This is a genomic window from Streptomyces griseocarneus (genome assembly GCF_014655595.1).
GTDB lineage: Bacteria > Actinomycetota > Actinomycetes > Streptomycetales > Streptomycetaceae > Streptomyces > Streptomyces griseocarneus.
In genome coordinates, this window is record NZ_BNBL01000001.1 from 1,334,246 (window position 1) to 1,355,366 (window position 21,121).

At 69.5% G+C, this 21,121-nt stretch carries 12 protein-coding genes and 2 CRISPR repeat arrays (1 of these 14 only partly in view); of the genes, 2 read left to right on the forward strand and 10 right to left on the reverse strand.

The features are described 5' to 3' along the window. Window positions 1-54: a CRISPR direct-repeat array (repeat unit 29 nt; unit sequence GGGACCACCCCCGCAGGCGCGGGGACCAC); it begins 953 nt to the left of the window's first position. 119 nt (window positions 55-173) lie between these two features. The 10 genes from cas2e to bla all read right to left on the reverse strand — a co-directional run bounded on the left by cas2e (window position 174) and on the right by bla (window position 19,116). Continuing rightward, a complete protein-coding gene (gene cas2e, locus IE295_RS05340; protein WP_190062223.1) occupies window positions 174-539 on the reverse strand; it encodes a type I-E CRISPR-associated endoribonuclease Cas2e in 366 nt (121 codons plus the stop codon). Further along, complete coding sequence (gene cas1e, locus IE295_RS05345; RefSeq protein ID WP_190062224.1) at window positions 536-1,513, reverse strand: type I-E CRISPR-associated endonuclease Cas1e; 978 nt, start codon at window positions 1,511-1,513, stop codon at window positions 536-538. The genes cas2e and cas1e overlap by 4 nt, the downstream gene beginning before the upstream one ends. Further along, complete coding sequence (gene cas6e / locus IE295_RS05350) at window positions 1,510-2,235, reverse strand: type I-E CRISPR-associated protein Cas6/Cse3/CasE (protein WP_190062225.1); 726 nt, start codon at window positions 2,233-2,235, stop codon at window positions 1,510-1,512. The genes cas1e and cas6e overlap by 4 nt, the downstream gene beginning before the upstream one ends. After that, on the reverse strand, window positions 2,235-3,020 hold the full coding sequence (gene cas5e, locus IE295_RS05355; protein ID WP_190062226.1) for a type I-E CRISPR-associated protein Cas5/CasD: 786 nt from the start codon (window positions 3,018-3,020) through the stop codon (window positions 2,235-2,237). Before cas5e ends, cas6e begins: the two co-directional genes overlap by 1 nt. Then, window positions 3,017-4,222: a type I-E CRISPR-associated protein Cas7/Cse4/CasC gene (gene cas7e / locus IE295_RS05360; RefSeq protein ID WP_190062227.1), complete on the reverse strand. Its 1,206-nt coding sequence runs from the start codon at window positions 4,220-4,222 to the stop codon at window positions 3,017-3,019. Before cas7e ends, cas5e begins: the two co-directional genes overlap by 4 nt. 26 nt (window positions 4,223-4,248) lie before the next feature. Beyond that, a complete protein-coding gene (gene casB, locus IE295_RS05365) occupies window positions 4,249-5,073 on the reverse strand; it encodes a type I-E CRISPR-associated protein Cse2/CasB (RefSeq protein WP_190062228.1) in 825 nt (274 codons plus the stop codon). Beyond that, complete coding sequence (gene casA, locus IE295_RS05370; protein WP_190062229.1) at window positions 5,070-9,878, reverse strand: type I-E CRISPR-associated protein Cse1/CasA; 4,809 nt, start codon at window positions 9,876-9,878, stop codon at window positions 5,070-5,072. The genes casB and casA overlap by 4 nt, the downstream gene beginning before the upstream one ends. Before the next feature lie 692 nt (window positions 9,879-10,570). Beyond that, window positions 10,571-12,564: a CRISPR direct-repeat array (repeat unit 29 nt; unit sequence GGGACCACCCCCGCAGGCGCGGGGACCAC). Window positions 12,565-14,830: 2,266 nt separating this feature from the next. Further along, a complete protein-coding gene (locus IE295_RS05375) occupies window positions 14,831-15,361 on the reverse strand; it encodes a hypothetical protein (protein ID WP_190062230.1) in 531 nt (176 codons plus the stop codon). Between the two features lie 345 nt (window positions 15,362-15,706). Continuing rightward, window positions 15,707-17,860 (reverse strand): RNA polymerase recycling motor ATPase HelR, encoded by a 2,154-nt coding sequence (gene helR, locus IE295_RS05380; protein WP_190062231.1) that lies wholly within the window; start codon window positions 17,858-17,860, stop codon window positions 15,707-15,709. A gap of 329 nt (window positions 17,861-18,189) precedes the next feature. Beyond that, window positions 18,190-19,116, reverse strand: coding sequence for a class A beta-lactamase (gene bla, locus IE295_RS05385; RefSeq protein ID WP_190062232.1), 927 nt, complete (start codon window positions 19,114-19,116; stop codon window positions 18,190-18,192). Between the two features lie 160 nt (window positions 19,117-19,276). On the opposite strand from bla, the gene IE295_RS05390 reads away from it, so the two are divergent. Together IE295_RS05390 and IE295_RS05395 are read left to right on the forward strand one after the other, a co-directional pair. Further along, entirely contained in the window at window positions 19,277-20,206 is a 930-nt protein-coding gene (locus IE295_RS05390; protein WP_224323361.1) for a LysR family transcriptional regulator, read from the forward strand. Further along, complete coding sequence (locus IE295_RS05395) at window positions 20,203-21,105, forward strand: serine hydrolase (protein ID WP_190062233.1); 903 nt, start codon at window positions 20,203-20,205, stop codon at window positions 21,103-21,105. Before IE295_RS05390 ends, IE295_RS05395 begins: the two co-directional genes overlap by 4 nt. The last annotated feature ends 16 nt before the right edge of the window (window positions 21,106-21,121 follow it).

Sequence of the window (21,121 nt, forward strand, 5' to 3'; positions counted from 1 at the left end):
CCCATTTCGTGATGGTGGGGCGCAGGGGACCACCCCCGCAGGCGCGGGGACCACAAGCCGTGAGCTGGGCTTTTAGGCGGGCAGGGAATGGATTTCGATCGCTTCTTGCGAAACGGACATATTGAGACCGTTGAATGCTTGGGCGCCAGCCGGGAGCGCATGGGGTGGCCCTCCTACCGACTTCCGAAGCGCCGTCGCTTCGCTGCCTTGCTCCAACCTTGGCGCGGCGGGCTCGGTGGTTTGCTCCCAGCCGTGGGGGGTGCCTGTGGGGAGGGGCGGTGGAGGAGGACGAGGCCTTCGTGGTCGGTGGGGTGCCAGGCGTGTTCATGGGTGGCGAAGGCAAAGCCTTGTTCGTTGTTGGTCTGGTAGGCGAGCAGGGCCCGGCCTTTGCCGCGGTACTGGCGGACCTCTTCCCAGAGGATGTCGCGTACGCGGGTGGTGGGAGAGCCGAGGAAGACGCCGGGGGAGATTTCGAGGAGCCAGCGGGTGAGGAATCCGCGCAGGCCTGCGGGGCAGTTGGCGAGGACGATGACGGTCACCAGATGGGCTCCTCCCAGTTGCGGCCCTCGGTGGGGGCACAGTCATAGTTGCGTCCGCTTTGGACGAGCAGACCGCCGTCCGATTGGAGACTTACCTGGTCGGGCACGTCGTCTGTTTCCTGCGGGGGATGGTGTGCAAGGAGGAGGCCTTTGATGTCTCGTACGCAGCGGTCGAGCAGGCCGGAAGTGTTGATGCGGTCTCTGAGGGCACGGCGGGTGCGGGCTGCGACGTCTTCTTCGCCTTGGGCGGCTGCGTCGAAGGCAGCCGGGATGCCGATGTCGGTCTTATAGAGGTCGGCGATGTCGAGGACGAAGGAGCGTTCGTGTCCGGAGTGCACGAAGCCCAGTCCGGCTGCGCAGCCGAGTGCCGCCACGACGGAGTGGGCGATGCCGTACATGCATTGGGCGGCCGCGGTGACGGCCTGGTTGGCGGGGTCGCCGGCGGCGAAGTCACCGTGGTGGTAGTCGCGTCGGCGCCAGGGGACTCCGGTGCGGGTTGACTCGCGGCGGTAGCACTCCTTGACCCGGCGGCCCTCCATGTTGAGCAACTGCTGCCGTGTGCGGGTGGACGGGTCGTCGTCAGGGAAGCGCAGCCGGTACATGGCACGTGCGACGTCGAGGCGGCTGCGACGGTTGGCCCAGGCTGTGGCCTGCGCTTCTAAGAGGTGGGAGGAGCGGGTGAGGGCGCGGCCGCCCGCATAGAAGCGCACGCCGTGCTCGCCGATCCAGACGACGCCGGCCCCGCATTCCCCGAGCACGGACATGGCCTGGTGGGTGACGCGGGTGCCCGGGCCCAGGAGAAGGGTTCCGATGGTCGCGGAGGGGATGTGGGTGACGCCGTCCGCGTCCGTGGCCGTGATCGCGTTGTCCTCGCGGTGGACCGTGCAGCGTTCCAGGTAGACGAAGGAGATGCGGTCGCCGACCCGGGTCAGTTCGTGGGGCGTGGAGGTGCCGCGTCGGCCGACCGTGCTCATGAGCCCTGGAGGGGGGTGAGGGTCATGAGGCCGCAACCATAGGCCTTGGCCTTGCCCAGCCCGTGGGTGAGGGTGCGGCGGAAGACGTCGACGTCGGTGACGCGCAGCCGACCGTCGAAGGTGACCCGGGTGAACCGGACCTGGTGACGGGCGACGGCTGCAGCGTCACTCTTGCGGAACTCCAGGGGCATCCGGTCGTGCACGATCACTTCGTGGGAGTGACCGTGTTCGGTCAGGCGGCGCTCGGCGGGGGTGTGTACGACTTCGAAGCCGCCACGTTTCTGCCGTTGGAGCAGCCAGCCGATCTGGTGGCGGGGAGTGACGTGCGCTGCTCGCTTCGTTGGGGTGTCCTTGGAATCCACTGGCCTGCGGATGTTGTGCACGGGGTTGGCGGTGAGCCGGAAGCCCCAAGTGCTGCCCGGGGTGAGGCGGTCGAGGAACTCGTCGTAGGCGAAGGTGGTCCATCCGGGCTGTTCCAGGCCGGGCCAGCCCGCTTCCTCGACGAGGTGGGTCAGGTCGGGCCGGCCCGGGCTGACGATGAACAGGTCGGCGCGGCCGCCGGCGGCCGGGTCCACTCGCCACAGCACGCGCGGCTCGGTGCCGTCGCGAGGCGGTGGGTCGGGGAAGGCCATGTTCACGGCGCCGTGCATGAAGTTCGGTGATCCGAGCAGCCGACGTGCGCCGGCACGTGCGGTGTTGATGCGGAAGCGGGTCAGGTACATCAGCTGGACCTCGGGCTGTGGTCTGTCGTGCCGGCGCTCGCGGGCGGGGCGAGGAGGCGGAGGCCGGTGGTCGGGTCGTGTGGCGCCGGTACGGTCCTCGGCGGGAGCGCTGGTGCATCGACGTGGCCGGTGACGATGCCGCGCAGCTCGTACTGCCTGTGCCGTGGGTCGAAGCTCACCGGCGTATCGCGCAGGGACAGGTGCGGGACGTCGGCCGGGGGGCAGTCGATCAGCAGGTCCAGGGGCGGTGGGCCGTCCGGGGTGCGGCGGCTGCCCGTGGCGTGTTCGACACGCCGCCGGTACCAGCGGGATGCCTGCCAGGGTGCGGTGCGCAGGGCCATTTCGAGGGTGGTGTCCGGCAGCGGCGGGCCCAGGTCGAGGGGGGCCGAGGGAGGGCATGAGCGTCGGCCGAGGTAGGGGAGGAACCGCGGGGCGCGCACGGCATCGCACAGGCGTTGCAGCAGCGCCGTCTCCCCCTCTACTCCGGCCACGAACACGGCGTCGGCGAGGTAGAAGCGTTCGGACAGCGGCATGGACTTGCCGGAGTCGGCGTGGTGGGCGGTGTGAAAGTCCCGCAGGCGGGAGCCGGGCTGATCGATCCGTACGCCGAACCGCAGCGCGGCCAGATCGGAGAGGTCGGCGCCACGAGGGCGGCCCTCGGCAGCGGCGAGCAGACCGAGCACACCGCTCTTGGTGGGCGCGTTCTCGGTGCTGCGGCGGGCGAAGCGGGCGGCCGAGCCCCAGGCTTGCAGAGGGCCGGCGAGCCGCAACAGCAGCACCGTCATGCGCCTGCTCCGGGCGTCAGCCGCTGTGCCACCGCCGCGCGGACTTCCCGCAGCAGAACGTCCTGGGAGACGGGTCGGCCCAGTGGTGCGAGTGCCTCGGTCTCGTTCCCGACGCGGAAGACCCAGGTGTGGTCGGGCGTTGCGATTCCGTACTGTGTTTCCAGGTCCGGTACGTACTCGGCCAGTCGGCGGCAGGTCTCGCGCAGGTACCCGCCGCCCGTTGCCTGGGGCACCGGCTCCTCGAACGCGCCGACGAAGCTCACCGGTCGGCGGTCCCGGAGCTTCACGATCACGGCGGAAGGCAGGGTGTGGTTGCCGAAAGTGTTGACCTTCCCGGTCGGCAGCGAGGTGATGAATGCCTCCAGGAACGCGACGACCGCCTTCTCCGCCGGGGTGCTCGGCCCCTCCTCGTCTCGCAGTCCGAGGCCGAGATTGCGCTGCAACTCGTCGACGTCCACGGCCGCGTAGCGGTAGAGGGTGGCGGAGTTGAAGTCGACGGTGCCGATCATGCCGGCGCCGGACTCGTCCTCGCGGCTGAGGTCGTCCACCGCAGTGTAGTAGTCGGACTCGATGTCCGACTTGTGCACGCTGATGGCGTGCGCCACCTGTGTGGCGGCCTCCACGTTGAGATCGGCGGAGTCGGCGACCATGCGCCCGAAGAGCGCGATGTCCACCGAATGCCGGGAGTTCACCGCCTGCCGGGCCCGGGCCTTGTTGCCCTTGTCCTTGAGGTGGTCCGTGAGCGTCCTGACGTCCCCGTCGGATCCGCTGCCTTCGATCGCCACGTCGGCGAGTGCGTCCAGCTGCCGCCTGCTCAGGAACATCAGGTACGAGGACACGGGCGCGGCGGAAACGTCGTCACCGTCCTTCGGCTTCCGCTTCGGCGGATCGATCTTGGTGCCCGTCGCCGCCTTCAGCGTCTCGGTGGCCAGCTGGACCGCAACCGCTTCCAGAGACTTGTCCTTGGCGACGATGCACTCGGCCAGCGCTTCGGTGACCTTCTTCGTCCGGACACCGAGTTCTTCGGGAGGCAGCAGGTCATCGAATGCCTTCCGGGTGACGCGCTTCCACGCCTGGCTTGATACCCGCGCCCGCCGGACTCCTCCGTAGTACGCAGACTTCGGTGTGCCCGTGTCGTCGCGATTGAGATTGCTGGGCGGGACCACTTGGAGGACATGGACATCGAGGATGGTGCGGGGCACTGTGATTCCTTTCTCCTTGGCCGGTGTCATTCGCCCGCGTCTTCGGCTGTGAAGTCGGCGGTCGGAGCGGGAGAAGCGGACTCGCTCTCGTCATCGGCCGGTGTGGTCACTGCGTATGGGCGGTGGAAGTCGCGGCCCCAGGCGCGTCTGACATCGGCCTGGTGCGCCTCGTGCTGCCAGCGGTCGAGCTGGTCGGCGAGCAGCCCGTAGTCCAGGGGGATGCGCGCGTTGCGCAGCAGCAGGACCATCTCGCGCAGACGGCGGCCCAGCGTGTCGATGTCGGACGAGGTGCCCAGGCGCACGAATCGCTTGCGGATGGTGGGGCTGACGTTCTCGACCGCCCCGGGCTTTCCGCCCGTCCGGGTGTCGTCGTCCGAGGGCTCGTCACCCGTGGCAGGTGTCTCGTTCTTCTCCTGGGCCAGCCGTCGTACGGCCTGGCCCAGGGACCAGCCGCGGACATGCATCGCTTCGTCCCGCAATGACTGCTGATGCAGTGCCCAGAGGGTCACCGCCAGGTGAACCGCTCGGTCCTCGCGTTCCTCGCGCTGTTCGTATGCGCGCCGGGCCCGGGGCACCAGGTATCGCGCGGTGTCGCCGTCCTTCTCCGCCTGCTTGCTCCGGAGCTCGGTGAGCGCTTCCAGGTCGTCGAGGCCCCAACTGGTGGGCGATACGTGGGGCTCGCGGCCGGCCTCGCGCCGTAACCGCGCCACGGCGGCCACGGCCGCCGGATTGTCCTTTCGGTAGCCGCCCTGCAGCCGGGCGACGGTGCGCAGGGCCGCCTCTTCGGCGAGGGAAAGGGGACGCCGCTCGGTGTTCCGCCGGGCGCCGGCCGACTGTGAGGTCGTACTCATGACGCGCTCTCCGTACGTTCGGCGAGAAGGGATGGCGGACCGGGTTGATGAGGGAGGGGCGCCGGGGCCGTGTCCCGGTCTTCCGGCGGGCCGAGGACCTTGTGGAGACGCAGGCGGAAGAGCTGTTCAGCCCGGCCGGCGTCAATCAGCCGGGTGCCGACGCCGGGAACCTCGATCAGCCGGCCCTCGTCGGCGGCAGGACCGACCGAGTCGAGCAGCTGCCGGCCGAGCCGCAGCATGTGGCGACGGACAGCGGCCCTCCACTCCCGGCGTGCCGCGTCGAGGTCGGGGAAGGCCAACAAGTCCTTCAACCAGGCCCGGTACGGTCCGTCCAGTGTTCCGAACCCCAGGTCTCGGGCCGCCGTGACGGGAGCCGCCGGTTCCGTACCGGCAGCACGGGCCAGATTTCCGGCGAGGTGGCTCAGGGCCGTGACGGCGCGTTCCGCCTCGCTTACGGCGTCTAGCGCGGCCGCGCCGAAGACCGGGTTCGCCTCGTGGAGAGTGACCACGGGCAGCACCACGGAGTCGTCAACGATCTCGTCCACCACGGATTGCTGGGTGCCGTACACCGCGCCCACCAGACGTAGTCGTACCAGCATGCCCGGGGCGATCTCGCTCGCGGTGATCACCTGGGTGAACCAGCGGGCGACGCCGGAGCGCAGTACGCGCGACGGCTCACCGGGCCGTCCCGCATCCGACGGCTGTTGACGGGCTGGAAGCAGCGATTCGAGTCCCCGCCAGGCCGCCCTGCTCGGATCGTGCCGCAATGGCGTGTAGACGGGGGTACGGCCCTGCTTCTTTTCCTGAGTCTCGCTGCGCCGCCAACTCGACATCGGCTCGATCTTCCACGGGGCGGCGAGCGTCAGGGGGTCCCCGTAGCCGAGGACCACTCCGGTCACAGCACCGCCGTCCGTGTGCAGCCGGATCCGGCGGGACTGCCAGGTGTACAGGTCCCGCAACCCTGCAGGACGGGGCTGGCCGCCGGGACCCTTGCGCTCCCCGGGCCCGAGCGGCTCCGGCCGACGCCAGACCGGTACGTCCTCTCCCGCCAGGCCGCCGGACCCGGCCTCCGCCTCCTCCAGGGCGATGAGGTTGAGCAGCAGGGTCTCCCGGAGGGTGGCTCCTTCGGCGAACACCCCGCCGAGATGGCCCAGCGAGCCAACCCCGAGCGGATAGACCTTCCCCGCCTTGCCCCGCTCGTCACCCACCATCGCGGACTTGATGCCAGAGGTGTCGAAGGCGTGGGTGTGCACGAGCCACCGGGCGGCCTCCGCGTACGACAGCGTGTCGACACCCGGGCGGCGCATGGCGAAGAAGGGCTCGCCCACGGGGACGTCCGCGACGATCCGGCTGAGCGGCGCGACCTCGTTCTTCGCGGTGCGCAGCCCGGCGACCTGGTAGAACGGGCGCTCGGGATCGAACAGGTCGAAGCGGTCGCGATGGCGGGCGAGATACTCCGGAACGACGGCGAACGGATCCGCCGACAGCCACAGGTCCTCCCAGTCCTCCACTTCCGCAGGCCCGTCCAACGCGTCGTAGAGGATGGCGAGCAACAGCCTCAGTAGGGCGATCTCCTGCGTCGGTACGTCTCCCACCAGCCGGCGCAGGGAATCCGCCTGCGCGAAGAGGCCGAGCAGGGAGACGTGCGCGGTCGTCCCGTCGGTGCGCTGCACCGGAAGCCACGGCTCGTCAGCCAGGTTGAAGGAGGCCGGCCCGGGCGCCCCCGAGGGCTTCGTGCTCACCACGTTGGCCTCCACATGCCCTTCGCGCATCCGGCTGAGCCACTGGGTCTCCGACTGGACCGGCTGCTCGCTGTGCTCACCTGGTCCCTCCTCTTTTCCCGTCCCGCCCCCGAGCTCCACGGCCGTCTGTCCGGCCGCGCCGTCGGCGGGCGCGGGCGCCTCGGAGGACGCCACACGGAGTCCGTCCGCGCGGCTGTAGGTGAGAAGGAAGCCTGCCAGATGGGTCTGACAATCCGGGCCGAGAACGAGAATCAGCTCCCCCGCCAGCCAGGGACACTCCTTCACCTGCCAAGCCGGCACCCGGAATTGCTCAAGTTCCGCAATGGTCCGGTCGATCATCCACCGCGTACTGAAACGCCCCGGCAGGGTGAGAGCGCTCGCTGCCACCGCCTTGCAGGCGCGCTGACTCGGCACGAAGTCGACCGGCAGCTCCAATCCACCCCGCTTGCCATCGGCGTCGTCGTCCAGCCACGGCACGGTCGTCAGACGTCCATCGGCCTGCCGCTGGACGACCAGGACCTCCAGCGTCTCCGCGCTGTCCCGCACCTGTGCGCGTCCCGCAGGACTGTCGTCCACGTCACCGGCTGCGTGCTCGAGCCACCCGTACAGTGGCCGGCCCGCCCGGCGAGCCGAATCCAGGAGAAAGGCCTCGGCTCTATCCCGCTTCTCGGACAGAAGTTTGTGATGGGCGGCGCGTGCCTCGTCGAGTTGTTGCATCCACTGCGAAGGTCCGACCTGCTCGTCGCCGTAGGCAGCCTGAACCAGCGGGCTGATGCAGCCCGGAAGCTCCAGCGCCCTGCCGTCCAGATAGGGGCCGAGCACGGCCAGCGAGCGCAGCAGGGCGTATTCACTGCGGTAGACGGCGCGTGTACCGTCCACCGGCTGCGGAGGAGTGGCTTCCCAGTCCACACCGGTAACCAAGCAGCGCGCCTGCGCCAAGTGCGACGGCCGACGCCGGATGTGCCGGTGCAGGCGCCCCATCCGCTGCAGAACCAGATCCACAGGGGCCAGATCCGTGACCAGGAGATCGAAATCGACGTCGAGCGACTGCTCTGCCACTTGGCTGGCCACGACCACATGCCGATGGGGGCGTTGCCGACCGTCCGGACCGAATAGCCGCAGCAAGCCGGCATCCCGAGCCGCCCGGTCAGCCGCGAGAAAGCGGGAGTGGGCCACGGTGACGATCCCGTCCCCCAGTCGCGCCCGCAGCACATCGGCGGTCTCCAGCACGCGGTCCACGGTGTTCCGTACGATCAACACGCATCCGCCGTGGGTCAGGTCACGCTCCAAGCGGTCCGCCAGTGATGGCAGATCGTCGTCCATTCGCTCCAGGATCACCTCGGCCTGCCGCCCGGACGCTGCGCGAGGACGCGCGGTGAGCACGGGGCGGCCGGGAGACACCGCGGTGATCAACGGATACGCTTCGGCACCCGTCTCCACCCCCTCGCCCGACGACCCCGCATACGCGGCCGCCAACGTCCGCCTGCGATCCGACGGCAGCGTCGCCGACAGCAGGATGACCGGCACCCGGTATGCCGCCAGCCACTCCAGCACGCGATCCAGATATCGCCCCATGTAGGCGTCGTAGGCGTGCACTTCATCGATGACCACGACCTTGCCCGCGACCGCCAGGTGCCGTAGCACCAGATGCCGGCTCTTCAGTCCGGCGAACAACACCTGGTCAATGGTCCCCACGGCGAACGAAGCCAACAACTGCTTCTTGCGTCCTCGCAGCCACTGATGCGCATGGAATCCGGCAGGCCTGGCATACCGCGCACTGCCCTCCTCCTGCCCATCGGGGTCAACGGCGACGATGGCCCGCCGCCCCTGCCGCAGGAGTCCCGACCACAGGTCGTTGAGCGAGGCCTTGGCGTGGGCGAGTACGACGGATCGCCGCCCGTCGTCACCCTCTCCGGCATCCGGGAGATGCCCCAGCCACTCCAGCAGCCGAGGAAACATGGCGTCCCCCGTCGCACGCGTGGGCAACGCCAGGAGCAGCCCTGCGGCACCGGAGCGCGCCGCCAGGATCTCCGCCGCGGCGAGTGCCGCCTCGGTCTTTCCTTCACCCATGGGCGCTTCGATCACCAGCATCCCGGGCACCGGCATGGACCGCGCCATCCGAACCGCCTCGGCCTGGACCGGCCGGACGGTCGCGCCCTCCAGCCCGGCGAACCGCAGCCTGAACAACTCATCGGCTTCTTCCTCTGGTTCGCGAGGCGCCCAGGGCCGCGGCAGGTCCAACCCGGCCCAGGCGGCAGCGAGCCGACGCCGCTCACCGACCGGGCCGACAGGCTGCCAGGTCTCGGGATCATAGGGAAACAACTCGGGTGAACTGGCGACCCAGTCCGCGAGAATCACGACCGCCGTCAGCGCCACCTGTGCCGGCTGCGGCAGCCGCACCTCGCTCCACTCCGGGAGCCGGTCGGTCACCTCCGCCGACACGGCACAACCATCCATCAGCTCGAACTGAACCCCACGCCACACCACTTCGCTCGGCCCGGGATGGCGCATCAGATGCGGCCGGAGCCCGAGGTCGTGGATCTGATGGTGATCGGGAAACGCCCCATGATGGCCACCCACCACAACGGCGAACTGCCCCGACACTCGACCACGCAGCCCGAACCGTTCACCCATCCACTCCTGCAGCAGCAACTGCCCGGCGAGACCATGGGGCGCGATCCGACGATCCTGCCCGTACGCACTGGCGAGCGGCATCTCGAGCCCGGCGTCACGCATCGGCAGGGCCAGTGGCTCGAACTGGCAGGCGAAGGCCGGTGTTGCCTTTCCGATGTCATGCACAGCTGCCAGAAACCGGACGAGCTTGTACGCGTCGGAGGCTCCGCCGGGTAGTGCTTCGGCCACCAACTCCTTGATGGAGCGGGGCACCCACTGCTCCCACAGTCGGCCGGCGACGGCCCCGCTGTCCAACAGATGCCGCCACAGTGGGAGCCAACCACCGGTTTTCTGATCTGACTTCGCCCAGGCCGACCTCGCGGCATCGGACAACCGGCCGAAAGCGGGTCCGGCATCCGAAGAACCCGAATTCATAGATGTTTCAGGCATGGCTCCCACTTCCTGCGTGCCAGGGCTGATTTGGTCCGGGTGGGCGCGGCGAGACGGTGAGCGGCTGATGACGCGAGTGGTCACAGGGGTGTGAGGGGGGGAAGGGAGCGCCCAGAGCCGGTCGTGGCTGGTCCTGAGCGCTCCCGCACCGGTTCTGTCAGGCGAAGCGCTGCTTCGACTTCTTGGACTGCAGCGACAGGATCGCGATCAGCACGACGATCACCCACACCCAGGGTGCGTTCGGGGAGGGGGTGGCAGGACAAGCGGTAATGACGGCCGGCAGTAGAGCGTGCCAGCGGGGTAACGGCGACGGCTCTGGTACGGGAGGTGCTGTGTCATTGGTACCCACAGGTAGACTGCTCCTGTCTTTGATCGTGATGAGCGGTCGGGACAGGCCGGGTCCGTGCTGTTTCCTTGCGAGGGGAGTGCACGGGGTCGGCCGTTTGCGTTGGTGCGCCCCAGCTCCTGTGGAGCCGGAGACGTGGACACTACCGCAAGATCAAGTGCGGGCTTGTTTGCGGGAGTTGGTGGAGGAGCGATGCCCCAGTTGATTCTGTAGGCGGAAGGGTGCGTAGCTGCTTCTGGAGCACAACAGACTGCATCCACCTACGGCCCGAGAAGTGACAGAAGCACTCCCAACCCCGCAGACGCAGGGAGCACATTTTCCGCGACAGCGGTGGTGCGGTTCCCCAGGGGCCACCCCCGCAGGCGCGGGGACCACTGTGTGACGGATCGTATCGACGGACGCATCGTGAGACCACCGCCTCCCCCCCCCGCAGGCGCGGGGACCACTGGTTCATGGCCCCGCGCAACTCGGAGTACTGGGGACCACCCCCGCAGGCGCGGGGACCACATGCCGTCCGCCGTGACCACCGTGCCGTCGCTGGGACCACCCCCGCAGGCGCGGGGACCACGCGAACCCCCCGTGGATGTTCTCCGGCGCCCCGGGACCACCCCCGCAGGCGCGGGGACCACTCCGGCACCGGCATCGTCGCCGACGGCGTCCTGGGACCACCCCCGCAGGCGCGGGGACCACCGGAGCTGGTGCGTCTGCCGTACGGGTCCTCGGGGACCACCCCCGCAGGCGCGGGGACCACCTGTTTCTGGGCGATAGCGTCGTGGGGCCGCGCGGACCACCCCCGCAGGCGCGGGGACCACCCTCGAGCCCAGGTTCAGTCCGACCCGATCCCGGGATCATCCCCGCAGGCGCGGGGACCACAGGTCGACGGTCACCTCGAGGATGCGCGGGTCGGGACCACCCCCGCAGGCGCGGGGACCACGTGCTGCTCGAGCTCGGCACGGACCGCGTCGCGGGACCACCCCCGCAGGCGCGGGGACCACCCCCCAACGGGGTCTTCGGCAAGGATCATAGGGGGACCACCCCCGCAGGCGCGGGGACCACAAGAACAAGAACGAAGCGTGGGATCCACAGACGGGACCACCCCCGCAGGCGCGGGGACCACGCCGCCTGGCAGGGCATCCAGACCGCAGCCATGGGACCACCCCCGCAGGCGCGGGGACCACCGCGTGCTTCACTGGTCGGACTCCGTGTCCACGGGGACCACCCCCGCAGGCGCGGGGACCACTCGTGGGGGATACGCCCGAGGGGCTTCGCGTGGGGACCACCCCCGCAGGCGCGGGGACCACCGGAGGAAGGCCCCGTCCGTCGCCTACGCCGGGGGACCACTCCCGCAGGCGCGGGGACCACATGCGCACCCAGTTCGTGGGGTCGGCGAGCCAGGGACCACCCCCGCAGGCGCGGGGACCACAAGCCGTCAGCAAACAGGGCAGGCCCCGTGTCGGGACCACCCCCGCAGGCGCGGGGACCACCCGCGCCCGGCGCGCCGGGATGATCCCCATGACGGACCACCCCCGCAGGCGCGGGGACCACCTGGAACATCGACTGGTTGGCGCCAGCCGGGCGGGACCACCCCCGCAGGCGCGGGGACCACCAGCCGCCCGCGTTTCGGGAGCGGCCCCCGTCGGGACCACCCCCGCAGGCGCGGGGACCACCTCGACCTGTACGCGGACCTCGAAGAGGAGAGGGGACCACCCCCGCAGGCGCGGGGACCACCGGCCGACCCCCGGCCCCCGTGGGCACTGGTCGGGACCACCCCCGCAGGCGCGGGGACCACAAGGTCCGCGGTTCACCGATGGTCTTGCCCTCGGGACCACCCCCGCAGGCGCGGGGACCACCGCGTCGGCTGACGAGGCGCCGGCGGAGCCCGGGGACCACCCCCGCAGGCGCGGGGACCACTTGTGCTGATGGAGTCGACATATGCCCGAATCGGGACCACCCCCGCAGGCGCGGGGACCACAAGGGGATCGGTTGAACTCCGGAGCACCCGGCGGGACCACCCCCGCAGGCGCGGGGACCACAGCATGACCCAGCCCATGATCCCAACAAACGGGGGACCACCCCCGCAGGCGCGGGGACCACACCGCCACAACATCAGTGATCAGGTCGGCAAAGGGACCACCCCCGCAGGCGCGGGGACCACCAGGTGCGGCGGCGCGGTTGTGTGCCCTCACCGGGACCACCCCCGCAGGCGCGGGGACCACGCACCCAGGCCCGGGGGCGTGGTGACCGTCGCGGGACCACCCCCGCAGGCGCGGGGACCACACACAATCCGCTTCTCCTCGGAGGTCATGCGCAGGGGACCACCCCCGCAGGCGCGGGGACCACAGGCCGTGAACTGGGGATTCACCCAGCCAGGGCGCGGAAACACGTTGCTTCTGGAGAAACGGACATTCTGTCGGCTGGTTGACTGGATCTTGGAAAAGAGTGCGTGGGGCATGTGTCGTGGCGAAGATGTGGACCGTACATCCCTTGCATCCATTCGTCGCGTCGGCGAACGGCGCCAGGCGCCTAGGGTTGGCTTGAGGCATGGAGGTGAACACCCTGACGTCAAGTTGCTGCGCGCACCGATTATTGCGCTTGCGGCAGCCTCCGTAAGCCCGTCCGCTTCAAGGTGCAGATCGTAGTGTGGGACCTGGGGAAGGGCCGTGTTGTGCATACGGACCGCCTTTACCAGACATGAAGGCGCTGATGTAGGGGCGGCATGGGCGGCTTTGGCCGTGGCGGTGGTCGGCGTGGCCGGCACACTGGGGCGCGCCCGTACGGAGTAGCCGCGGCAGGCACAGGATGCCGAAACTCAGCGCCCGCGAGCTGGTTGCTCTACGCCGGGCCTGCTGCCTGTCGTTCAACACCGCCTCGCCCAATACTAGGCAGCTCAGAGGAACCGGATGCACGCGCAGCGCACCGGTACCGGTGCGGAGGACTGTCTGGAATAGCTCGACTCGCGTCGTACCGCCCATCGCGACAGCTATGCCGAGGCGCAGATGATCGTGCCCATTCCTGTACTCGTCACAACCAGTGGAGCAAGTCGTCACCTCAACAGCGGCTACGGAAGCCGCAAACAGAGATCGGACGCCCTTGCCGGAGAGGCGCTGCGCCATGGGGTCACGGCCTCGGCGTGGATGACGCCGTTGCGTGAGCGCCTCCCGGCCCGCGGAATGCGGGCCGCTGCGGTGTCCCACCGCCGCCTCCTGCTTGCTGATCCTTCACTATGCCCCCTACGGGGGTATGCGCGGCAGACGCAGGCTGAGCAGGGCTGGTCTCACAACGACGGCATGATGTGTGCTGGGTGCGTCGATGATGAGGAGCGCGCCGAAGCGATCCGGTCTGCCGAACAGGATGACGGGGCCCGTGACTTCTGCGGCAACGCTCGGCCTGGCCGTAGGCCTGATCACGGGGCAGGCAATGGCGCTGCCCCATGCCCTTGCGACCTCGCTGCACGGGCCATGGCCCGGCGTCAACACAGCCGCTGTGCCGTGGTCGGGGGTCCTGCTCATCGCGCTCATCCTCCTCGCCTGGTGGATCGCGCGCAGCGCACTGGCATGGCTCCCACAGGAAGGCCGTCGGTGAGCAAGGTCTGGGTGCCGGCATGGCTGATCGCCTCGGCCCTGCTGAGCGTCCTTCTGACCTGGTGGATGCTGTTGTACGACCACGCCCACAACCTCTCGGCGATGAACGATTCCCTTCGAGGCGAACACGCGGATCTCTCGCGCCTGGCACTGACAGGTCCGTACTCCCTCTGGTCAGCCGTGGAACACCCCCTGATGGTCATTTTCGCTCAGTGGACACCGGTGGTAACGGCGCTGGTACTGCTGTGGGCCTGGCCGCTGGCCGCACAGCTGCGCTATCCGGCGCGTGGAGACTGGATACGCACGGTCACACGAGCCTCAGGAGCCGGGGGCAGCGGTCTACCTGAGCGGCGTCGTCATTCTCCGCCTGATGGTCCGTATGGATACCGACGCCCCGGACACAACGCAGGCGGCGTTTCTCCGGCTCTTCGGCTACTGGCAGTTCGTCGCCGCCATACTGGTCCAAGGTGCCGTCGCGATCATTGTCGCCGCCTGGTCGGTACGGCACCACGGGCGCAATACGTTTGTGTATGGCCTCCTGGCCGCATTCCTCACTGGCTGTTTGGCCACCACCGTCTTCGTCGGCGGGATCCCTGGCCGGTGGTTGCGTAGACGCCCTGGCGGTACGACCGGCGTCCTGCACCGGCGTGTCCCTGCCCTACGTCCGCGATACGTTGCTGCGCATTTTGACCGGTGGTGCGCTGGTTGCCGTCCCAGGTGTCACGAGTGTCGTGCTGCTGTGGCCCATAAGGCCCAGGAGCCGGCGTCAACCCCGAAGGGGAGCATCCTCCTGCTCTCCCGCAGACTTGCCTACGGCGCGGCGCTTTGTCTGGGCTGTCGCCAATTGGGTGCGCGGTGACGCTCGTCGGCTTCACCGTTGTTGACCGGGACGAAAGCTTCGGCCCGGAGCGTGCTGCGGGTGGACCCGGCGTCGCATGCGCCGCCTATGACGAGCTGCTCGGTGTCTGGGCGCATTCAGAGGACGTGTGCCATCGCCGGTCGCCCGCTCGTCAACCTGCCGTGAATCATCCTCCCTTGATTTGTCGCACATAGCTCACGCCGTCGAGTATGAGATTCTCGAAGACGTACCCGTAACCCGCCTCGAATGTTTCTACCGACCAGTGATTGACGACCATTTGGCCGCCGGGGATATGGATGACCATCGACGAACCTGACACCACGGCCGTCCCGTAATGGATTTGCCCCGTGTTCTGGTACAGCAGGGCTGTCCCGTCGGCCCTGAAGGCGATCTTCGTCAGACGGGCGGGGCCTTCGCCGTCGCCGTCCCACTCCCCGACGAGCTCAGTCGGAATGTCGCCCTTCGGAAGTGACATGGACGGCGTGAGGGATGCCATCGACGTCATTGGTGTCCGTGGCGTCCCCAGCATCTCTGCGGGTGAACTCGAGGGTTCATCCGCCCGGGACTTGGACACCGGGAGGGACGGAATGGTCGTGGTTTCCCCGTGGGACGGTGGGATGTTGTTGGCCGTCTTCGTGCCCTCGGGGGCCTCTGCCGCATGCCCCCAGCCGCCCATCAGAAATGTGATCAGTGCCACTGCGGAAAGCGAATATGGATTCCTCTTCACTGTGACATCCCCTCTCTCGTCCCGTTGTCCCCGTCTGACAGCGAGGAACGGGCTTGTAGTGAGAGTAGTCTGATCGTTATTTAGTGAAACGTTTCGCTTTGAAATTGATGGGATATTTTGCCAGAGGTGAGCTCCTGAGGGCGGTGGTCTTCGGATCCAGCGCGGTCGAGGAATCCGTGGCTACGGGAATGCGAGTGCCGTTCGGGTGAGCGGCGGCCCGGAGGTGTTCTTCGCAGGAGTATGTGCCTGGAAGGTCATCCCCGGGCCTGCCAGGAGACAGCGCACTCACCGGTGGTGCGGATGCCACCTGCAGAGTCAAGAGCTCGTGAGGATGACGAGTTGCTGGGTGGCTCGGGTCATTGCGACGTAGCGGTCGACGGCTCCTTCGATGCCCTTGCCGAAGGTGTCCGGGTCGATGAGGACGACCAGGTCGAACTCGAGCCCCTTCGAGAGTTCCGGCGTGAGCGAGCGGACGCGGGATGTCGCCCGGAAGGTGGGGTCGCCGATGACGCAGGCGATTCCGTCGGCGTGTGCGGCGAGCCAGGTGTCGAGGACCGAGTCCAGGTCCGTGACGGAGCCGTGGACGACGGGGATGCCGTTGCTGCGGATGGAGGTCGGCACGTTGGCGTCCGGGAGCTCGGCCCGGATGACCCGTTCGGCCTCCGTCATGACCTCTTCCGGGGTGCGGTAGTTGACGCTCAGGGAGGCCTCGGTGATCCGGTCGAGTCCGACGCGCTCGAGTCGTTCCTGCCACGACTCCGTGAATCCGTGCCTGGCCTGGGCGCGGTCACCGACGATGGTGAAGCTCCGGGACGGGCAGCGCAGCAGCAGCATCTGCCACTCGGCGTCGGTCAGTTCCTGGGCCTCGTCCACGACGATGTGGGCGAACGGGCCGGCGAGCAGGTCCGGTTCGGTGCCGGGCAGTGCGCTCTCGTCGATCAGGGTGTCCTGCAGGTCCTGTCCGCGCAGCATCCCGACCGCGCCTTCGCTCTCGTCGATCTGGACGTTCTGCAGCAGGCCGTCGATGGCGTCGGCCCTGCGCGCGCGTTCGGCGGCGACGGAGGCGTCGTGCCGGCGCTTGCGCATCGACGCGTCCGGGTCGCCGAGCCGCTGCCGTGCCGCGTCCAGGAGCGGCAGGTCGGACACCGTCCAGGCCTGGGCGTCCTCGCGCTGCAGTGTGCGGACGTCGTCGGGGCCGAGCCAGGGGGCGCACTTGCGCAGGTAGGCGGGCACCGACCACAGGTCTCCGACGAGGTCACTCGCCTCGATCATCGGCCACGCGCGGTTGAGGGTCCTGATGAACTCCCGGTCCTGCAGCAGGGACCTGCGGAGCAGCTCGGGCGGGGCCTCGCTGTCGTCCTTGTCCATCAGGATCGTGAGCAGCTCCTCCCGGATCTGCTCGCGCGCCTCGTTGTGCGGGGTGCCCGGTTCCACCGCTTCGAACGCCGCCGCCCAGTCGTCGGCGCTCAGCCAGATGTCGGACCAGTGGCTCGAGACCGTCATCCCCTCGGTGGGCGGCTCCTCGTAGATGGCGACGGCCGGTTCGATCGCCTTCACCATGTCCGCGGACGACTTCAGCAGGGCCGCGCGCGGGTCGGCCTCGACCGCTGCTCCGGCTCCCTCGGTGACGAGGTCGCGCAGGGTGCAGGTCTGGACGCCCTCCTCGCCGAGGCTGGGCAAGACGTCGGCGACGTAGGCCAGGTAGGGCCGGCTCGGACCGACGAACAGCACGCCGCCGCGGCGGTGTCCGAGGCGAGGGTCGGAGTAGAGGAGGTGGGCGGCGCGGTGCAGGGCGACGACGGTCTTGCCCGTACCCGGACCGCCGTCGACGACGAGGGCGCCGCGGGATCCCGCCCGAATGACGGCGTCCTGGTCGGCCTGGATGGTGGCGAGCACGTCGCGCATCCGTGCCGACCGGTTGCTGCCCAAGGTGGCGATGAACGCGGACTGGTCGTCGAGCGCGGCGTGCCCCTCGAGCCCGTCGGCGGTGAACACCTCGTCCCAGTAGTCGCTGATCCGGCCCCGGGTCCAGCGGTACCTGCGGCGGCTCGCCAGCCCCATCGGGTTGGCGTGGGTCGCCGCGAAGAACGGCTCGGCCGCGGGGGAGCGCCAGTCGAGCAGCAGCCGGCGCCCCGTGCTGTCGGTGAGGCCGAGGCGTCCTATGTACACGGGCTCGGGGTTGTCCGCCGGGACGATGTGGCCCAGGCACAGGTCGAGGCCGAAGCGGCGCAGGGTGCGCAGGCGACCGGTCAGGCGGTGGATCTCCGCGTCCCGGTCCATGGCCTCCCGGCCGATGCCGCCGGGCGCCTTGCGTGCGGCCTCGAGGCGGTCGGACAGTTCGGCGATCGCCTGCTCGAGGCTCGCCGAGATGGCCGCGAAGTGCTGCTCGTCGCCGTCGATCAGCGCCGGGTCGGCCTTGGGGGAGAGGTGGTCGGGGAGGTCGAACGCGCTCGTGGTCAGGGAATTCATGCCATCAGCTCCGGTCCGAGGTCGCCGCCGCGACGGCCTGCGACGCGCACACCCGCGTCTCGTTGCCGAGTGCCCGCACCCGCCGTGCGCGTCCCCCCGTCGACTCGACGTCAGCGCACGATCCGTACACCCACAACAACACATGCACTTCGTGGATCTCCCATTTCTGCAGGTCCTGGCCTCGGTCCGCGAATCTTGCCCCACGACCGGGGCCTTGCCGCAAGCCCCCCAGTGCGCTATAAGTTGAGAGTGGCAAGGAGTGGGTGTTCCTCCTTGCCTTCCTCATGTCGCCGGGATGCCGGCCCACTCCCCCTCTTGTCGGCCCGCTGCTACGACAGCCTGTTGGCGACCACGGATGCCGCCTCCGCGATCAGTTTGTTGTCGTAGGTGGAGTCTTCCTTGGTGCGGTTGGACATGATCGCCACGACGATGGGGGCGGCCTTGGGCGGCCACAGTACGGCGATGTCGTTGCGGGTGCCGTAGCCCTTGCCGGCTCCGGTCTTGTCGCCGACCACCCAGCCCTTGGGCACCCCGGCCCTGATGAGCTCGTCTCCGGTGGTGTTGGTCTGCAGCCACTTCGTGAGCCGGGCCTTTTCGTTCTTGCCGAGGACGTCTCCGAGGACGTACGCGCGCAGGTCCTTGGCCAGCGCCCGCGGCGTGCTGGTGTCCTGCGTCCCGCCCGGGGCCCACAGGTTCAGCTCGGGCTCGCGGCGCTCCATCCGGGTGTCGTGGTCGCCCATCTCCTCGAGCGCGGCGTCGAGGCCCTTGGGGCCGCCGAGCGCGTCGAACAGCAGGTTGCCCGCGGTGTTGTCGCTGTAGCGGACGGCGGCGTCGCACAGCTCGCCCAGGCTCATCCCGGTGTCGACGTGCTTTTCGGTCACGGGGGAGTAGTCGACCAGGTCGTCCTTGGAGTACTTGATCACCCGGTCCATCCCGCTCAGCGAGTACTTTCGCAGCACGGCGCCGGCGGCCAGCGCCTTGAAGGTGGAGGCGTGGGCGAACCGCTCGCCGTCGTTGTAGGCCACCTCGCGCCCGGTGCCGGTGTCGATGGCGTAGACACCCAGCCGTGCGTCGAACTTGCGCTCGAGATCCTTGAAGTCGCGGGCGGGCGACTTCGTGGCCGCGCCCGGCTTCGTCGTCGCGGCGGACGAGGACGACGAGGCCGAGGAGCCGCCTTGGTCGCAGGCCGTGAGCGGGACGAGGGCGAGCAGGGCGAGCGCGCCGAGAGTGGCGCGGCGGGCGAGAGTGTGCTGCATGGTCCAAACCTCCAGGGGCGCCCCGCATGCGGGGCGCGTCAGGTGCGGGCACGGGCGACACGGCCGGGTGACACGGCCCGTACCGGTGCGTGGTCATGACTGCCGGGACCACCCTCGCCCTCGGGTGATCATGCGGTCCAATACGCTTGTGCGCCGTTCCATGCCGATCTGGCATACAGTTCGGACTGTGGATCTTGTGGGGGCATGTCGCGCGTTCGTCAGCGTCAGCAAGCACGGCAGCTTCACCGTCGGAGCGTCCGCTGTCCGGATGTCCCAGCCGGTGGCCAGCCGTCGCGTCGCGGCGCTGGAGGAACGCTTCGGTGAGCAGTTGTTCGAGCGCACCTCGCGGCGGGCCGTCCTCACGCCCTTCGGCCGGGACCTGCTGCCGGTGGCCAGGCAGCTCGTGCAGGCCGCCGACGTGCTGCTCCACGAGGCGGAAGCCGCCAAGAGCAAGCCGTGGCGGCTCGCGGTGCCCGGCATCTGTTCCACAGTCGACCTCGCGCGCCTCGTCGCCGATGCCCGGGGGCACGGTGTCACGCTCGACCTCCGCGTCGCGGAGCCCGCGCAGCGCAGGGAGCTCGTCCACGCGCAGCAGGTACGCGCCGCCCTGCTCGCGGTGCCGTCGGACGAGGCGGCGTGGTCCGTGCCGCTCGGGCTCGCCGCCGCGCGGGACACCGGTGTGAAGCGCGTCTACGTGGAGGCGCTGCGGGTCGGACGGGGCTCGCCCGACCCGGCTCGCCGCATCTGGCTCCAGCCGGAGGACGACGTACCGCACATCCGCGACCCGTTGGCGCGCCTGCGCGACGCGGTCGGCCTGCGGCCGGCGCAGCTCGTCGCGGCGGCCGACCTGACGACCGCGGCGGCAGAGGTCCTCTGCACCCGCGACCTGCTGCTGTGTTCCCCCGCACAGGCCGGGGAACTGGGCCTCGGCTGGTGGCCCATCGGCGAGATCACGCTCAGCCGGGGGTACGCGCTCGCCGCGGCCGCGGACGGCAATCCACAGCACATCGAGGCGCGCCTGGGAGATGCCATCGCGCGCTGCCTCGGCGCGGACACCCTGACGGGAACCGCGGGAAGGACGACGACGTGAACACCGAGGCACTGCTGAGCGACCTGCGCCGCCAGTTGCACGACGGCGGTCTGCGCGGCTGCCTGCTCGTACGCGACCTCCACACCGGGGACGAGCTGGGCATCGAACCGGACACCCCGCTGCCCTCCGCGTCCCTGGTCAAGGTTCCGCTCGCGCTGGCGACGGTGGAGCGCATCCGACGGGGCGAACTCGACGGGGCGACGACGCTCGACGTGCAGCCAGGGCGGATCGCCACGCCCGGCCCCACCGGGCTGAGCCGCTTCCGCCACCCCGCCCGCATCGCCATCGACGACCTGCTCTACTTGAGCACCTGCATAAGCGACGGAACGGCCGCCGACACGCTGTTCGACCTCACGCCCACCGCCCAGGTCGTCGGCATCCTCCACGAGTTCGGCCTTCGCGGCATCACCATCCGGCACACCATCCACGAGCTGTCCGACACCCCCGCGGAACGCTTCGACGCCGCCGAAGCCCATCTCGCCCACGCCCTCGCCATCGACGCCGGAACCAGCGGGCGCGGACACCGGGTGCCCCAACTCGACACCACGCGCGCCAGCACCGGCAGCGCACGTGCCTGGGTCGAACTGCTCCAGGCCCTGTGGACACCATCGAGGATCCACCCCGCGGTGGCCGAGCGCGTACGCGGCCTCATGGCCCACAACCTGCTCCTGCACCGGCTCGCCCCGGACTTCAGCTCCGACGCCACCACCTGGTCCTCCAAGACCGGCACCCTGCTCAACCTCCGCCACGAGATCGGCGTCGTCGAGCACTCCGACGGCCAGGCCTTCGCCATCGCCGTCCTCACCGAGTCACTCGTCCCGGCCGACACCCAGCCCGGCGCCGAAGCCCTCATGGCACACGTCGCCCGAACCCTGCGCGACCACCTTCGGCACCTCTGACCCCCACCTCCGCCCC

What these genes read in the sequence shown, in the direction of transcription:
- casB (WP_190062228.1), bottom strand. Translation starts at nt 5,073, where the DNA reads ATGAGTACGACCTCACAGTCGGCCGGCGCCCGGCGGAACACCGAGCGG.
- cas5e (WP_190062226.1), bottom strand. Translation starts at nt 3,020, where the DNA reads ATGACGGTGCTGCTGTTGCGGCTCGCCGGCCCTCTGCAAGCCTGGGGC.
- casA (WP_190062229.1), bottom strand. Translation starts at nt 9,878, where the DNA reads ATGCCTGAAACATCTATGAATTCGGGTTCTTCGGATGCCGGACCCGCT.
- helR (WP_190062231.1), bottom strand. Translation starts at nt 17,860, where the DNA reads ATGAATTCCCTGACCACGAGCGCGTTCGACCTCCCCGACCACCTCTCC.
- cas1e (WP_190062224.1), bottom strand. Translation starts at nt 1,513, where the DNA reads ATGAGCACGGTCGGCCGACGCGGCACCTCCACGCCCCACGAACTGACC.
- cas6e (WP_190062225.1), bottom strand. Translation starts at nt 2,235, where the DNA reads ATGTACCTGACCCGCTTCCGCATCAACACCGCACGTGCCGGCGCACGT.
- IE295_RS05390 (WP_224323361.1), top strand. Translation starts at nt 19,277, where the DNA reads ATGCCGATCTGGCATACAGTTCGGACTGTGGATCTTGTGGGGGCATGT.
- bla (WP_190062232.1), bottom strand. Translation starts at nt 19,116, where the DNA reads ATGCAGCACACTCTCGCCCGCCGCGCCACTCTCGGCGCGCTCGCCCTG.